12 protein-coding genes are annotated in these 14768 nt (G+C 42.2%); 6 read left to right on the forward strand and 6 right to left on the reverse strand.

The window, feature by feature from the left end; genetic code table 11:
* Nucleotides 1-65 precede the first annotated feature (65 nt).
* The 5 genes from AAEY99_RS17670 to AAEY99_RS17690 form a co-directional block, all read right to left on the reverse strand.
* The gene (locus AAEY99_RS17670; RefSeq protein ID WP_502959511.1) at nt 66-1475 is read right to left on the reverse strand and encodes an ammonia-forming cytochrome c nitrite reductase subunit c552; all 1410 of its coding nucleotides are present in this window, start codon (nt 1473-1475) and stop codon (nt 66-68) included.
* Between the two features lie 126 nt (nt 1476-1601).
* Nucleotides 1602-2813 carry an NnrS family protein gene (locus tag AAEY99_RS17675; protein WP_351011421.1) on the reverse strand — a complete coding sequence of 404 codons (1212 nt, stop codon included), beginning with the start codon at nt 2811-2813 and terminating at the stop codon, nt 1602-1604.
* A gap of 313 nt (nt 2814-3126) precedes the next feature.
* Nucleotides 3127-4560, reverse strand: coding sequence for a deoxyribodipyrimidine photo-lyase (gene phrB, locus AAEY99_RS17680; RefSeq protein ID WP_351011423.1), 1434 nt, complete (start codon nt 4558-4560; stop codon nt 3127-3129).
* Between the two features lie 11 nt (nt 4561-4571).
* Complete coding sequence (locus AAEY99_RS17685; RefSeq protein ID WP_502959512.1) at nt 4572-5534, reverse strand: YbgA family protein; 963 nt, start codon at nt 5532-5534, stop codon at nt 4572-4574.
* 460 nt (nt 5535-5994) lie between these two features.
* On the reverse strand, nt 5995-6924 hold the full coding sequence (locus tag AAEY99_RS17690; protein ID WP_502959465.1) for a polyprenyl-phosphate transporter: 930 nt from the start codon (nt 6922-6924) through the stop codon (nt 5995-5997).
* Between the two features lie 139 nt (nt 6925-7063).
* Here AAEY99_RS17690 and AAEY99_RS17695 point away from each other — a divergent pair, with 139 nt between their 5' ends.
* The 5 genes from AAEY99_RS17695 (at nt 7064) to bamJ (ending at nt 10871) form a co-directional block, all read left to right on the forward strand.
* Nucleotides 7064-7540 carry a hotdog fold domain-containing protein gene (locus AAEY99_RS17695; RefSeq protein WP_182744184.1) on the forward strand — a complete coding sequence of 159 codons (477 nt, stop codon included), beginning with the start codon at nt 7064-7066 and terminating at the stop codon, nt 7538-7540.
* Nucleotides 7541-7585: 45 nt separating this feature from the next.
* Nucleotides 7586-8473 (forward strand): prohibitin family protein, encoded by an 888-nt coding sequence (locus AAEY99_RS17700; RefSeq protein WP_101088779.1) that lies wholly within the window; start codon nt 7586-7588, stop codon nt 8471-8473.
* A gap of 206 nt (nt 8474-8679) precedes the next feature.
* Nucleotides 8680-9828, forward strand: a complete 1149-nt coding sequence (locus AAEY99_RS17705; protein ID WP_351011425.1) for a DUF418 domain-containing protein — start codon at nt 8680-8682, stop codon at nt 9826-9828.
* Nucleotides 9829-9947: 119 nt separating this feature from the next.
* On the forward strand, nt 9948-10298 hold the full coding sequence (locus AAEY99_RS17710) for a DUF1294 domain-containing protein (RefSeq protein WP_182744182.1): 351 nt from the start codon (nt 9948-9950) through the stop codon (nt 10296-10298).
* Nucleotides 10299-10400: 102 nt separating this feature from the next.
* Nucleotides 10401-10871 (forward strand): BamJ family beta-barrel-assembly machinery protein, encoded by a 471-nt coding sequence (gene bamJ, locus AAEY99_RS17715; RefSeq protein WP_182744181.1) that lies wholly within the window; start codon nt 10401-10403, stop codon nt 10869-10871.
* Between the two features lie 120 nt (nt 10872-10991).
* On the opposite strand, the gene AAEY99_RS17720 is transcribed toward bamJ, so the two are convergent.
* Nucleotides 10992-12206 (reverse strand): M24 family metallopeptidase, encoded by a 1215-nt coding sequence (locus AAEY99_RS17720; RefSeq protein WP_101088774.1) that lies wholly within the window; start codon nt 12204-12206, stop codon nt 10992-10994.
* Between the two features lie 271 nt (nt 12207-12477).
* On the opposite strand from AAEY99_RS17720, the gene AAEY99_RS17725 reads away from it, so the two are divergent.
* Nucleotides 12478-14265, forward strand: coding sequence for an aminopeptidase P family protein (locus tag AAEY99_RS17725; protein ID WP_182744180.1), 1788 nt, complete (start codon nt 12478-12480; stop codon nt 14263-14265).
* The last annotated feature ends 503 nt before the right edge of the window (nt 14266-14768 follow it).

Consider the following 14768-nt stretch of genomic DNA (forward strand, 5'->3'; position numbering starts at 1 on the left):
ATCACAAAGTAACACGCCTAAGCATGGCTTAGGCGTTAATAACGTTTATAAATTGAAACTGTTCTTTAGTAACCCTTTTTGGCTACCGGCTGCCAGTACTTATCAACTTCCTGTTTAATAAAAGCTTGTTTGGCTTTAATGGCATCAGCTTCAATAAATCCAATAGCGGCATGGGCTTTTTGTTTGGTACTGTAATCTGGATACTCAACTTCGGTAACAGACATTTGACTCAATATGCGGGCTAATGCTTCACGGGCATACGTAACCTGTTCAGTTGATTTATCCAGTAACTCAATCCCTTCTTTAGGATTATGAGCGTACATACCATGCGATGCGGTGGCAAAATCCCAACGCCATTGTGAATGACGAATAGCCATAATCGCATCATTCATTTGCGGCCATGTGGCTCCGGCATCCCATGCTGCTTTGGCTTCGTAATGTGCTTTAATCAGCAATGACTCTACATTTCGTGATTTAGCATCAATATTAGCTTTGGTTTTATCAAGCTTTTTGGTGATGGCCGCTTTACTGCTATGACAATTTGCACAACTACGATCAAAATTGTCTAATGCGCCACCCACCTTATGGTCAGTAAATGTAGCGCCTTTTTCATCGGTCGCAGGCGGCATATGACAAGTTATACACGTCACACCTTGCTTAGCATGAGCCGAACGGCTCCAATGCTCAAACTCTGGATGACGCGCTTTTAATATTGGGGTTTTAGAAATGGGGTGGATCCATTCGTAAAAGCGACGAGTGTCATAATATTTTTCAATTTCATCAGCAGTGCTGCCAAAAATCCATGGAATATTAACTTTGTTATTATTTTCAGGCTGGAAATAATAACTCACATGACATTGACCACAAACCTGAGCGCCTTGCATGCTGCGGTCTTGCTTATCAAAAGGCAGTTTAATTTTTTCCATCGCATTTTGCGCATGAGGGCGTGGTAATGCGAGTTTAGCACTGCCATCAACATGACAATCACTGCAATAAACAACGGATTTGATTTCACGGCCTAAATCGACAAAATTGGCACCTGAAAAACCTTGCATACCCATTTCTTTAATCAATCTAGGGGCATCAGGTGTTTTACAGGTCCAGCAACTGGCAGATAAACCTTTGTCGCCTTCAGCTATTGCAACACCAGTACGCAAGGTATGCGTCACGTCAGCAACAGCAAACTGATGCCCACGAGGGCTATGGTATTCTTTGGCAAATGACGAACCCGCCCATAAAATGATATTGGCAGGATATTGCGCCAGTATATCGTCTCGTTCAACTTGTTCTTCTGTTGCTTGCCAAGAGTCATATTGTTGTGGAAACTTAAGTTGATTAGGATCCACTTCAGCACTTTTAAGCGACCAAGACGTTAAACTCAGCAATGCCATTGCGCTAATAATAATGCTTAACCCTACCTTGCTTCGCATTGGCCGAGTCGCTTTCATTATTACATCGATAAGTAGATCCATCATATTGCTAACCTTTCTCCAATCTCTTAATTTACAGCGCTACATTGTTCGATAAGTCTGTAGCACTACTTTTGAACTGTTTAGTATAGTTAACTGTTTCGTTAACTTGCGTCATCAATTTAGCTCACGTTATCCAGGACGACCATCAAGACGTGGACGCAGTAAAATCGGCGCGTAAAACCATACAAATAAACCAAAACCGATAAACCAACATGCTCCAGCTGCCCATAACCAAATTTGGGTGTATTCAGGCATCAACAAAGGCATTCCTGCACGTAAAATAGCGGCGAGAGGCAAACATAAAAATGCCCACGTCATATTAGGGCCTTGATAGATATTGCGACTAGTATGCCCAAGTGAAACGCGTGAAATCATTGATAAACATAATGATGCGATGCCGCCAATAGCAAATAAATGCAATAAGGTACGATAGGCATATTCGTTATCAATGTTGATTGCCATCAATAACAATGTGATTGGCAACGATAGATACGAAATATGCAATGACCACAGCATCGGCTCTTTTAGGGTTTTATGTGCTTGCCAACGAGCAAAACGGACTAAATGCAATATGCCTGCTACTGCAAGCAGTGCTTGTTCAATCCCCTTTGGAAACCAATGACTTATTGCTTGAATAAACAGTAAACCCATTGCTAATAATAATGTGTTTTCTAACACATTAATGGGATCAGGCTTGGGTTGTTGAATTTTCATTGCGGTAAAAAATGGGATAACTCGACCGCCAACAATGGTAATAACCATGGCAAGCCACCAAATCATTCCTTGCCATAATTGGGTCGATAACGAAAAGTTACGTTCGGACAAGGCGTAATAACTGGCTAAATTAACCAACAATGCGACCACCAGCATGATAGGAAAACCTATATTGCGCCATTGTTTAACCGGATAAATACAGCGCCACAATGCCAACGCACTTAACCCTAAAAATAAGCTGTCAAATATCGCAGGTAAGATCAAAGGAATGTTCATTGGTAATAGCAACATTAAGCGGGCAATGAGCCAACAACCAAAGGTGACCATTAACGCGCGCCCCGTAATAGTGGGTTGATTGGACCACGCTTGCACTGCTGTGAGTAAAAAACCGCACACAATAGCCATAGCGAAACCAAATAACATTTCGTGAGGGTGCCACCATAGCGGCACAACATTGGCCCAAAACTCACTGTTAAATAAGCTATATTGCGGAGTAAACCAGCCCATTAACCACAACGGGATGTATAACGCTGCGACACTTGCTCCACCTAAAAAAAACGGTCTAAAACCCAAACGCCATATTGCAGGAGTGTTATCAATTTCAGCAGGATCATCAATATTCAGCATAAGCAGTGCACTCACTTAGTGGATTAACATCAACAAGATTTAAACATGTATAATATATAAATCTTTAATATGGCCATTCTATGCTGTTAATTGATGTGCTTCAATCAATACTCATCAATCCACTCATCAGCCAAGCTCATAGTGTGATCTAACGCAAAAAAAGCCGCTATTATCATAAGAGATAATAGCGGCTTAATTGTGTTGTTGCTGATTTCTCGAACTAAAATGGACTCAGTAACCTGAGTTCAAGATAACAAACGGCTCTCAAACAGCCCTTTGTCTTACTAACTGCGTTAAATGTTGAACGAAACAATTAACCACGCTTTAGCGCACTTAGTACTTCTATCGCCCGCAAGCGTGCCATCTTGTGTTCGACAATAGGTTGTGGGTATCGGTCATCCTGGCGTTGTGCAAATAAGTCATTCACATTGATGGTTTTGGGTTGATGAATATCGGCCAAAGACCAAGTAGACAATTCGGGTACATAACGCTTTATGAAACTGGCATCAGGGTCGAACTTGCTACTTTGCGTCATTGGGTTAAATACGCGAAAATAAGGTTGCGCATCGCAGCCTGTTCCTGCTGACCATTGCCAACCACCATTATTGGCGGCTAAGTCACCATCAATTAGTTTTTGCCTAAAATATCGCTCGCCCCAACGCCAATCCACCAATAGGTGTTTAGTTAAAAAGCTGGCTACCACCATGCGTAATCGATTATGCATCCAACCGGTTTGATTTAATTGACGCATAGCAGCATCAATAATTGGATAGCCTGTTTGACCATCACACCAGGCGGTAAACTCAGCAAGATTATTGCGCCACACAATGCCGTCGCCTAACTCATTAAAGTTATGGTTCATGGATAGGCGTGGAAATGCCACCAGTAAATGGCGATAAAACTCACGCCAAATCAATTCATTTAACCACGTTTTTGCGGGGCAAGTATCATCAACTAAGGCTTGAGGATAACGCGCTAATATGGCTGCGACACATTGACGTGAACTAATGACCCCAATAGCTAAAAAGGGTGATAAGCGGCTAGTACCTTCTAGGGCAGGAAAATCCCTTTCGGCTTGATAATCTTCTACTTGGCTTGCTAAAAATTGATCAAGTATTCGCTTTGCAGCGCCCTCTCCTGCAGGCCATTGCTCACTAGACATTTTATCGCAGTTAAATACCACTTCACTGGGAGTTGACAGTACTGCAGCGATTGGCGCAGGCACCGCGACCGGAACAATCGCGCGCTGGCCGGCAATGCTTTTCCACTTTTTAGCAAAAGGGCTAAAGACTTTGTACATATCACCAGCCAAGTTTTTCACTTGCCCAGCTGCTAATACGCAATCTTGGTCGATTAACGTTAATGGTACACCGCTATCAATTAATGCGCGGTCTCGACGACGTTCATTTATTTCAGGCTCATTGGCAGCATACACAGCGGCAATATCATGTTGTGCGATATAAGCGGCTAACAGGGTTTGTACTTCATCAAAGTCTTGTGCGTGCAACACATCTAGATGAATACCTAACACCGCCAATGCCTGCGCTAACAAATTGACATGTCGCTGGATAAAATCAATTTGTATCGGCGCGACATCATGCTGCGCCCATTGTGCTGGTGTGACAAAATACACAGCTCGAACATGACTATGATTACTGGCAGCAAACTCACATGCAGCCACTAAAGCCGGATTATCTGCCACCCGTAAATCTTGCCTAAACCACATCAAACTATTCATAGAAGTCATTCACAATAGACCTAATAAGCATAACGAAGCTTAAGCGCTTCTGGATGTGGATTTAAATACACCTGCTCTTGAATATACGGGGTATGAAACTCACGTACATAATGGTTAATCAAGGTGATTGGCACCAGCAAAGGCAACAACCCTTGGCGATATTTTAAAATTGACTCACTCAACTCTTCTTTCTGTTCAGCGGTCAATTGCTTCTTAAAATAGCCTTGAATATGCTGCAAAGTACTGGTGTGATTTTTACGAGTAGCAATAATTTTAAGTGCCGTCATAAAGCCTTCAAAATATTGTTGCGCAGTTTGCTCAACATCTTGAATATCAGCCAATATAGGTCCTAAATCGCGATACCACTGCGGGCTGTGGGCCATTAATAGATACTTATAACGCGAATGGAACTGCATTAGCTTATGTTTAGTGAGACCCGATTTAGTCATTTGCTTCCAATCGTTATAAGCAAATACACGGGTGAAAAAGTTTTCTCTTAGTGGCAAGTCATGTAAACGGCCTTCTTCTTCTACTGGCAGAAATGGGTAGCGTTCCATTAATTTTTTTGCAAAAACACCGATGCCGGTTTTAGTGCCATGATTGGTACCAATTTTGTACTCGGTAACCCTTTCCATGCCACAGGTTGGTGATTTGGCACATAAAATATAACCGCCAAGGTAGTCAAGCTCTTCCACTTTTGCTTGGGAGTATTCATTAAGCTTGTCTGTCACATCGAGCGTTCCATCAGCACTGCGAATATGCACTACATCGCCATCTCGTATTTGACGGATACTTTTGCGTGGTGCGCCCATGCCAATCGCCATTTCAGGGCAAACAGTGGTGTATTCAAAAAATGGTTCTATTTCTTGTCTACAGTAATAAGAGTTTTTGTGTCCGCCATCAAAGCGGACTTGGTTACCCAACAAGCAACTGCTGATCCCAATTTGGATTTTTTCTGGCACAAATGTATCGATATTTGGCATATTATGCACTCCTGTGGCAACTGTAATATTCCCAAAGTGGGATAAAAAAAGATGTCATGCTAACTACACATACTATTAAGCAAAAATACGAATAAAACACTCATTAAGTTCATTATTTATAGGGTTATTTATCGTTTTTGCAATATGAGCCTACATATTAGTCAAATAACGCACACAAAAAAGCAGAACCTCAGTTCTGCTTTTTCATTCATCTTGTTCTTATCTTTAACCTGAGTCATCCAGAATAAGCAAAAATAAGCTTAACTAACCTGAACTCGGGATAAGGGATGAACTTATACTATTTAAAATCAGCACGTTAACCCACCTCACTTTCAAGCTTGTCATTTGTTATGCTAACAAGGCGAATTGACACGTCAATAGCTAGCCTATTGCAAGTCGATTCAACGCAGTTAGCAGGGCAAAGGACTGCTTGAAAGGCGTTTATTATCCCGAGTTGAGGTTAACTATTCGCTTTGTTGCCGACGCGTTCTAATCCCCACACCAAACCAATCCCCACCAACAGACACACTATGGCAATGATAATTTGTGATGATTCGCCAGTGATTTGCTCAAACTGAAACGGAGATAAATTTTGCTCAACCAAAGGCACTAATTCACCCTTAGAATTCTCGCGCCAACTGATCACTTGTTTCCATGGCCAAATTTTACCTAGCGTCCCGAGCATTAATCCCGTTAAAAATAATAACGTCGTGTCATGGAATTTACGTAACAAGGCCGATAACACATGACTAAAACTTAATAATCCAACCACAGCACCAATCGCAAAACAGGCTAAATAAACAATATCAAAGCCTTTAGCTGCCGCTAATACCGCTGGATACATCCCTAAAAGCAACAAAATAAAGCTGCCTGAAATCCCAGGTAATATCATGGCGCAAATAGCAATAGCACCACAAAAGAAGAAATTAAGGTAACTCACCTGCATTTCAATAGGATGTAACACTGTAATAGCCCACGCAAAGGCGACACCGACAATGAACATGGCAATCCGCATAGCAGTGAATTTGTTCACTTGCTTAAGCATATGAACCACTGAAAATAAAATTAATCCAAAAAAGAACGACCACACAGGAATGGGGTGAGTGACCAATAGCCAAGAAATCAATTTAGCTAAGGTAAAAATACTGGTGAGGATCCCACCAAATACACACACGAGAAAAGGACCGTTAATGTGTAAAAAGGCGGCTTTAATGCCTTTTTGTTTGATAATGCCCACTAACGACCAGTTTATTTTGCGAATGCCATCCAATAATGGGTCTAAAATACCGGTAATAAACGCAATAGTGCCACCCGACACGCCCGGCACAACATCTGCAGCGCCCATGGCCATACCTTTGAAATAATTCAATAACAGTGAGTCAGTTTTCAAAATTCATCCTTAATGTGTCTAATCACGTAAATTATACCTGTGCCCTTTGCAATGAGCGATGGAAAATATTCAACGGGGCTTTTCCGCAGGTTACAACAATGTTAATCTCATCCGACCAGATAACGATTAGAGTTCATTTATGATCCCAACTAAACCCAATAAAGTCATGTCGCTATATAAGAAAGTCACTGCTTATCCATTTGGTAAACAGATTTTTTCTAAAATGGTGTCTCGAATGGCGCCCTATTTTGGCACAGTACACCCTTTCATAAGTGATTTACGCGTTAACCGCTGCGAATGTTTAATCAAAAAGCGCAAGAAAGTCCAAAATCATATTGGAACCGTGCATGTGATTGCCATTTGTAATGGTCTTGAAATGGCCATGGGTACGATGGCAGAAGCATCTATCCCGGCTCATTTACGCTGGATCCCTAAAGGCATGAGCGTTGATTACACCGCAAAAGCGGGCAGCGACATTTTATGTGTTGCAGAGGTAAAACCAGAGCAATGGCAAGTGGGTGATATGTTAGTCGACGTAAAAGCCTATGACACTAATGGTGTTGTGGTGGTCCAAGGGCATATTAAGCTATGGATTTCAGAGAAACCTCAAAAATAACCAAGTAATTTAATCACCTTTATTCACTTTTGCTAGGGAAGCATAATGTTAAAAAATGGTCTGGCGCAAGCTAACACAAATCATCTCGGTAAAATCATTCCTGTCGCAGTTTTACTGCTAATGCTGATCAGTTTATATGGTAGCTGGTATACCATTGATCAGGGTGAACGTGGGGTATTGCTGCGTAACGGTAAAATTATCGATACTGCAGAACCCGGTCTTGGATTTAAAATTCCACTGATGGATACCGTGGTTAAAATATCAACCCAAACTCATACCGCAAACTACCAAGGTTTACAGGCATATAGCCGCGATCAACAACCTGCCACTTTACGCGCATCAGTCACATTTAGCATACCGCCAGATCGTGTTGAAGAAGTATATGCTAATTTCAAAAGTATCGACTTAATGGTGTCGCGCTTACTCGACCGCCAAGTGCCAACCCAAATTGAGAATATTTTTGGTAAATACACTGCTATTTCTGCCGTCCAAGAACGTATCAAGTTTGGTATTGATGTCACTGACGCCATTACTAAATCAATTAAAGGCCCGGTGACCATTAATTCGGTACAGATTGAAAATATCGACTTTAGCAACGCATACGAGAAATCAGTAGAAGACAGAATGCGTGCAGAAGTAGAAGTACAAACCCAATTACAGAATCTTGAAAAAGAACGTGTTAGTGCCCAAATTGCCGTCACTCAAGCACAAGCGGAAGCAGATTCACAATTGGCCCGCGCAATTGCCGAAGCAGAAAGTATCCGTATTAAAGGTAACGCAGAAGCATCAGCCATTAAAATTCGTGCTGAAGCGCTAGCGCAAAATCAAAATTTAGTTGAATTGACTAAAGCAGAACGTTGGGATGGGCGCTTACCAACAACCATGCTACCTACTGGTACTATCCCGTTTCTTGAAGTGCAAACAACCAAATAAACCAAACTGCATACTTCACAAACCAAGCGTTCGGTATTAATACTGAACGCTTGTTTTTTTATCATCATCTTGCCTCACCTAAACGTATTATCTAGTTGCATTACCGCTTTTGGCTGGTAGTCTCTAACAGCGCCTCCTTAATGAATAAAGAGGGTTTATAAACAGCTAAAAGTAAAAGGAATTAAGCGATTAACACTGCAACCTACATGGATGAGCATAGCGCTCCGATCAAACAAGCTCGTTTGGCTAATCTTGACGCTATCAGAGGGCTTGGCGTATTAGGTATTTTCTTCCTTAATATCTATTTTATGGGCAATAGTTTTTTCGGTTACGCTCCTCATGAGATTCAACCCACCAGCGACATTATCCTACTCATTTTTAGCAATTTCTTTTTAGAAGGTCGTTTCTTTAGCCTATTTGCGATGATTTTTGGGGTGGGAATGCTAATCCAATACCAACGCCAGCAAATGAGAATGGAGACAGCCACCACTACTCAGCAGAATAAACGCATAAAAAGCCGTCTGTATTGGTTAATTGCCTTTGGCGTAATACACGCTATTTTCATCTTTCCTGGCGATATATTATTGTCTTATGGTGTCAGTGGATTATTGGCTTTTCGCTACATTAGCCTCAGTGCCGATGAACTAATTCGTAAAGCTAAATGGTTTATCTTTTTATCATTTATACCCATCGCACTTATTTCGCTCATGCCAGACGATCAAGTTTATTCACGAGATTCAGCTTTCTTCATCGAGCAACTTGCTGCTTGGACCGGTAGCTACCAACAACAACTGACCCTGCACCTAACCATGTTTGCGTACATGCTGGCGGTTATTCCATTAACGTTAATGTGGTATATCACCGGCTTAATGCTTTTAGGGATGGCGTTATATAAACGCAATATCTTTGTTGATGGATTGGATAATAAAACCCTGTGGCAATGTGTATTTTGGGCCATCACATTAGCATCATTAGACTCGATATTAAGTCTAAGTGGCAATCAGATGTTGGAGTCGATGTCTGATCTTTTATTGTGGTTCAGCGCTATTGCGACAGCTTTGATTTATATCCACATTATTGTTAAATTCTGCCAAAATACGCCACATAGACTGAAACTACTGCAAAACGTCGGGCGGATGGCGTTTAGTTTGTACATTCTCCAGTCAATAGTCGGTATTTTACTGTTACGTTATATCGCACCAGACTGGCTGTACTCACTAGACCGGATAGGTTACGTCTCAATTGCGATTATCTACAGTGTATTTCAACTGTTGTTAGCGGATGTCTATTTACGAAAATTCAATCAAGGCCCATTAGAAAAGCTTTGGCGTGTGTTAGTCTCCCGCACAAGCTAATGAAACATATACACTTAAAAGAAGAATCTATGCAACTACCATTGTGTGCAATGCTGATTGGTCTCATCAGTATGACGAAATCAATATGATAAAATTAATCTCACAGAGCAGACACTAAAATGAATAAGTTTGCTTGGTTGATGTTGCTGCTCATTGGCGCTATTTTTGCCACTATTCAGCCCTGGTTAGCTGGGGTATATGGCCTAATTAATCTGGTCACTTTTAGTTTGTATTATCGTGATAAATCGGCCGCTAAACAGGGGCAATGGCGCATAAAAGAAAGCACCTTACAATTTTTTTCTTTAATTGGCGGCTGGCCAGCAGCGCTACTCGGTCAGTATCACTTACGTCATAAAACCCAAAAATCGTCTTTTAAACGGATATTGTGGTGTTGCATCGTACTCAACTCAGTTGGGGTCAGCTTATTGTGTTATCAGCTGTGGTATCCGTTATTAGATGCATACCGTTAAGCTGTTGGTTCAATTGTCGCTTCAATCGTGTTGATGAGTATTAGCTCAGCAATTTTTACGCTAAACTAGTCGCACTATCTACCCAACAATTCGAGATCAATTATGCGTATGATTTTGGCCGTACTGGTCATTGCGGGCGTTATTTTTTATTTTTTCACTCAATCTAACAATTCTAAAGCCGCCAAAGAAAATATTGAGAAAGGTAAGATTTTTTTAGCTGATAATGCCAAACGCGAAGGCGTAATCCAAACCTTATCTGGCTTACAATATGAAGTACTCGTTAAAAGCGATAATACTGAACACCCTAGCGCAAAAAGCAAGGTTACCGTGCATTACCACGGCACACTCATTGACGGTAGCGTATTCGACAGCTCTGTTGATCGCGGCGAAACAATCAGCTTTGGTTTAAATCAAGTGATAGCCGGTTGGACCGAGGGTGTACAACTCATGAATATTGGCGATAAATTCCGTTTTTATATTCCAAGCCAATTGGCTTATGGCAATCGCTCAACCGGTAAAATCGCCGGCGGCTCAGTACTGATTTTTGATGTTGAGTTATTTGAAATTAACTAATCAGCAATGAAGATCAGTTTAAGCAGAAAATGAAAAAGCCTCCATGTCGGAGGCTTTTTGCTATTGATTATCGGCTCTTGGTTATTTAAATTGAGCCTTTACTCCATAAGCATTTGATTATCATGCTAAATAAAACGGATCATCAATCGACTTCGCTGGCGCTGTAAACCATTTAGGCCCTTGCGCTGTCATGTAAAAATGGTCTTCGTGACGGATCCCAAACTCCCCAGGTACACATAACATTGGCTCGTTGCTAAAACACATACCAACCGCCAGTGGCGTAACATCATTACGCACCAAATATGGCCATTCATGAATATCTAAACCGATACCATGACCAGTACGATGAGGTAAACCTGGCACGTTGTAATCTGGACCAAAGCCTGCGGCTTCTAACACGACACGAGCAGCTGCATCCACTTCACTACACAAGGTTCCTAAGGTAGCAGCATCAAACGCAGCAATTTGTGCATCCTGTTCAAGTTGCCATAATTGACGCTGACGAGCATTAGGCTCACCAAATACGTAAGTACGAGTAATATCAGAGTTATAGCCTTGTAACTGGCAACCGGTATCAATCAATACCGTGTCATTTTTCTCAAGCGCTTTAGGTGATTTAACCCCATGCGGATACGCTGTATCTTCACCAAATAGCACGATACAAAAATACGAACCTTTGGCTGCGCCCACGGCATAGTGAGCTTGGTTAATAAAGTCTTCCACTTCTGCAGTGGTGATGCCCTCACGTAAAATACTGGCAGTGGCTTTATGCACTTCAAGGGTCATGTCTTTAGCGCGTTGCATTAAGGCAATTTCGGCAACCGACTTAATCATCCGACATCCTGCCGTTACTGTTGTCGCACTTACAAATCGATGCTGAGGAGCTGCTTGGGCAATGCCATCGCTAATAAAAAAGGCGGTTGACTCATCAATACCGATTTTTGCTTGGCTCAAGCCGATGTTATCCAGCACATCGGCAAATAACTGATATGGGCTTTCATCTTCATGCCACGTATTTACTTGACCTTTAATGGTCATATAACCCTGTAACGTGTCGAGCTCAAATGCAGGTGCAATATACTGAACCTCACCCACAGCGGGGATAATAGCACCCACCATACGTTCGCTAGAAAACCAACGAGTACCGGTGAAATAGTATAAATTAGTACCAGCATTCACATAGATTGCTTCTAAACCATGTTGCGCCATCAATCGTTGTGCATGTTGAATTCGTTGATTAAATTCATCATCACTTATCGCTGCTACACCGTGAGTCATATTAGTGAGTGTGGCTAATGCTTGTTGCGGGCTAACGCCGCCGACACCGATTGTCATAGGTTTTCCTTTGGTTATTTTTATTGTTATTTATCTAGAGTCTGTGGAAATCAAATCGTCTTACCTTGTTCAAATATACAAGATAATCAATACCGACAAGGATACCGTCTGTATCGCTTTGTTACCATTGTATACAATATAAGTTTACAATTTTAATCAGTCTGTTCCACATTATGTCAGCGACTTCACTTGCCAGTTTGCCGTCACGCTTGCGATAATCGCACTTCATTCTACAGAGCTGAGTTCATCAGTCGCCTCCAACGGAGAAACCATGTTCAATATTATTGCTACGCGTCTTAACGCCATTCGCCAACAGCTTGAAGTAAACCAAATAGATGCATTCATCATTCCTCGCGCTGACGAATATTTAGGTGAGTATGTCCCTGCTCGTAATGAGCGTTTACATTGGGCCACTGGCTTTACGGGGTCTGCTGGCATGGCTATCGTGTTAAAAGACCGCGCAGCAATATTTACCGACGGCCGTTACACAGTGCAAGTACGCCAACAAGTAGACGGTAACTTATTTGAATATTTAAGCCTGTATGACGACCCGCAGATTGACTGGTTAATTGATACATTACCTGCAGGCTCGAGCGTCGGCATCGACAGTCGCTTACATACCCTTGCTTGGTTTCAACAAACCAAAGCGCAATTTGATAAAGCCCAAATCAATTTAGTTGAAGTTGATAACAACCCGATTGATGTAAGTTGGTTGGACCGCCCAGCACCGTCAGCATCCACCATGACTTTATTTAGCCACCAAGGTGCAGGACGTAATAGCGTCGAGAAACGTCAACAAATTGGTCAGCTGGTTAACAAGCAAGGCGCCGATGTTGCCCTTATTGCCGCATTAGATTCATGTTGTTGGTTGCTGAATATCCGTGGTAATGACGTTCCACGCTTCCCCGTCATACTTGGCTGCGGATTATTATCGACCAATGGCGATATGACCTTTTTTACCGATTTAACTAAAGTGCCGCAAAATATTGAACAGCATGTAGGTGCTGGCGTGAGCTTTAAAGATGAAGCAGAACTGGCAACCGTATTAGCGCAAATGAAAGGCGTTAAGCTATTGGCCGACCCTCATTCTGCCAACGCCTATTCGCAGTTACTGGCACAAAAAGGTGGCGCTAAACTCATTGTGGGTACCGACCCGGTTGCATTACCTAAAGCACAAAAAAATAACGCCGAATTAGCTGGTATGCGAGCGTGTCATATTCGTGATGGCGCTGCCGTTAGCCGTTTTTTAGCCTGGTTAGACAGCCAAGTTGAACAAAACATTATGCACGATGAAGCACAACTGGCTGACAAATTAGAAAGCTTTAGAATACAAGATTCGCTATATCGCGAGCCAAGCTTTGACACTATTTCAGCCACTGGTGCCAATGCCGCTATGTGCCATTACAACCATAATAATGGCACCCCAAGCACAATGACCATGGACAGCATTTACTTGGTCGATTCTGGTGCGCAATACTTAGACGGCACCACCGACGTTACCCGCACCATTGCCATTGGCAAAGTGACCGATGAACAGAAGAAAATGGTCACCCTGGTATTAAAAGGCCACATAGCCCTTGATACAGCCCGCTTCCCTAAAGGCACCTCTGGTGTGCAACTCGATGCATTTGCTCGTCAGTATTTATGGCAGCATGGTTTTGATTATGACCACGGAACGGGCCATGGTGTCGGTCACTTTCTAAGTGTTCACGAAGGCCCGCAGCGCATTGGTAAAAACGTCAATGGCGTGGCATTACTACCAGGAATGGTATTGTCGAATGAGCCTGGTTATTACCGCGCCGATGGTTTTGGTATTCGCATCGAAAACCTAGTCACAGTGCAACATTGCCAAGCATTGGCAGGTGCAGAGCGTGAAATGTATGAGTTTGATGTATTAACCCATATTCCAATGGATGCACGCTTAATCGATAAGTCATTGTTAACTGATTTTGAAGTGAACTGGTTTAATCAATATCAGCAAAAAGTTCGTCAAACCTTAGCGCCATTAATGCAAGGTGACGAGTTAGCATGGCTCAATAAAGTGACTGTCGCGATTTAAGCGCCATCCAGTTCAACATAACGCGTAAGCACTGAATATAGGGCTTTGGAGCAATAACATGTCCAAAGCCCTTTGAATTAAAGCACCATCAAGTGCAAACTAAAGCGCCAGTGAATCTACCGACTCACAGCAAACATTATAATTCCTAAAAAATGGTATTAATTGCCATGCCAAGACGGTAATCAGTTATTAGTGTTGAATACTCAAAGGCAGTGATTACAACAGCGAGTGACTTTTATGGTGAGATATACGAGCAATCTGTTTTTTGGGTACGTTTTTTACCCACATAGCAAAAAAATGTTAGCCGCTTCCTATTTCCCCATTGTCGATTGTTGTAAACTCCGCGCCAACAAAGGCTGTGTTGGTAAGAGTAAATTTTACCAGACATGTGTATAACAAATTTGTTTACCACAATACTCGCAGGTCACTAACGCTATATGCGCCAAGTGGATCTCTCACCTAAGTCGTTCTCGTTTGGGGCTCTACCTGCCATAGCCGTGTCG

Source organism: Shewanella sp. S1-58-MNA-CIBAN-0166, from assembly GCF_040310085.1.
GTDB lineage: Bacteria > Pseudomonadota > Gammaproteobacteria > Enterobacterales > Shewanellaceae > Shewanella.

Bases quoted from the DNA above. Each gene is read 5' to 3' on its own strand.
- AAEY99_RS17725 (WP_182744180.1), top strand. From the start codon at position 12,478: ATGTTCAATATTATTGCTACGCGTCTTAACGCCATTCGCCAACAGCTT.
- AAEY99_RS17705 (WP_351011425.1), top strand. From the start codon at position 8,680: ATGGATGAGCATAGCGCTCCGATCAAACAAGCTCGTTTGGCTAATCTT.
- bamJ (WP_182744181.1), top strand. From the start codon at position 10,401: ATGCGTATGATTTTGGCCGTACTGGTCATTGCGGGCGTTATTTTTTAT.
- AAEY99_RS17685 (WP_502959512.1), bottom strand. From the start codon at position 5,534: ATGCCAAATATCGATACATTTGTGCCAGAAAAAATCCAAATTGGGATC.
- AAEY99_RS17720 (WP_101088774.1), bottom strand. From the start codon at position 12,206: ATGACAATCGGTGTCGGCGGCGTTAGCCCGCAACAAGCATTAGCCACA.
- AAEY99_RS17700 (WP_101088779.1), top strand. From the start codon at position 7,586: ATGTTAAAAAATGGTCTGGCGCAAGCTAACACAAATCATCTCGGTAAA.
- AAEY99_RS17695 (WP_182744184.1), top strand. From the start codon at position 7,064: ATGATCCCAACTAAACCCAATAAAGTCATGTCGCTATATAAGAAAGTC.
- phrB (WP_351011423.1), bottom strand. From the start codon at position 4,560: ATGACTTCTATGAATAGTTTGATGTGGTTTAGGCAAGATTTACGGGTG.
- AAEY99_RS17675 (WP_351011421.1), bottom strand. From the start codon at position 2,813: ATGCTGAATATTGATGATCCTGCTGAAATTGATAACACTCCTGCAATA.
- AAEY99_RS17710 (WP_182744182.1), top strand. From the start codon at position 9,948: ATGAATAAGTTTGCTTGGTTGATGTTGCTGCTCATTGGCGCTATTTTT.
- AAEY99_RS17670 (WP_502959511.1), bottom strand. From the start codon at position 1,475: ATGATGGATCTACTTATCGATGTAATAATGAAAGCGACTCGGCCAATG.